The organism is Clavibacter lycopersici (genome assembly GCF_003576405.1).
GTDB lineage: Bacteria > Actinomycetota > Actinomycetes > Actinomycetales > Microbacteriaceae > Clavibacter > Clavibacter lycopersici.
This window is the reverse complement of sequence record NZ_QWGT01000434.1, coordinates 1-1,009: the sequence shown is the minus strand read 5'-3', so window position 1 is coordinate 1,009 and position 1,009 is coordinate 1. Positions and strand designations below refer to the sequence as shown.

The 1,009-nt window shown below is 75.5% G+C and carries 1 protein-coding gene; it reads right to left on the bottom strand.

Features of this window, described 5'->3' with window-relative positions; genetic code table 11:
- Nucleotides 1-1,009: PASTA domain-containing protein (locus DZG00_RS15765; RefSeq protein WP_119455836.1), on the bottom strand; the 1,009-nt coding region annotated here is incomplete at both ends.

Sequence of the window (1,009 nt, the reverse complement as noted above, 5' to 3'; positions counted from 1 at the left end):
CCCGCCGCCGGTGCCGCCGCCGGTGCCGCCGCCGGTGCCGCCTCCGCCTGCCCCGCCGCCCGAGCCGCCGGGCGCGTCCTCGACGGTGACGGTGACGGTGCTGCTGTAGGGCGACTCGTTGGTGCCGCAGATGGCGAGGTACTTGACGGTGAACGTGCCGGGGGTCGTGCCCGCCTTGATCTCACCGGAGGTGGTCTGGGCGTTGGTGGGGTTCGTGCTGCCGCTCCAGGTGCCGGTGGCGCCGTTCGAGACCGAGTCCGCCTGGACCTGGTACCCGTTGAGCGTCTGACCCGCGGGGCAGGAGTAGGCGGGCCAGGAGATGTCCACGGACTGGCCGGCGCGGACCGTCGTCGGGGTGATGGTGGGCGTTCCGGGCGCCGCGGTGGGCAGGGTGGGCGCGCCGTATGCCGTGATCTGGATGGTGGCGCCCTTCGCGACGCTGCCGGTGGGGGTGATCGCGGTGACGCGGCCCTCCTCCTCGCCGGACGGCGCGGCGCTGCCGGTGATGACGGTGACCTTGAGGCCGAGCGCGGTGAGCTCGTCCGTGACCGTCTTCTGGTCACGGCCGAGGTAGTCGTCGCGGTTGACCTCGACGGTGCTCGCGGTCGGCGTGGCGCTCGGGGTCGGTGACGCCGACGGGCTCGGGGACGGGGAGGCGCTGGTCTCGGTGGCCGCGGGGGTCGGGGCGTCGGCGTCCCGGCTCCCGAAGTACGCGAGGAGGCCGGCGACGATGGCCGCGACCACGAGGATCGCGACGACCACGAAGATCCAGATGGCGCGCTTGCGGGCACGCGGTTCCTCGGGCTCCTCGTCGTCGTCCTCGAGGAGGAAGGGATCCGCCGCGCCGGCGCGCGGCGCGGAGGAGGCGAGGACCGTGGTCGCGCCCGTGTCGGCGGCGCGGCGGCCGGACGGCATGAGCTGCGTGGCCTGCGTGGGCGTGCCGGGATCCGCCAGCGCGGCGGCGCCGGCGACGGCCGCGACCGCGATGGTGGCGGTGGCGACGTCGCCC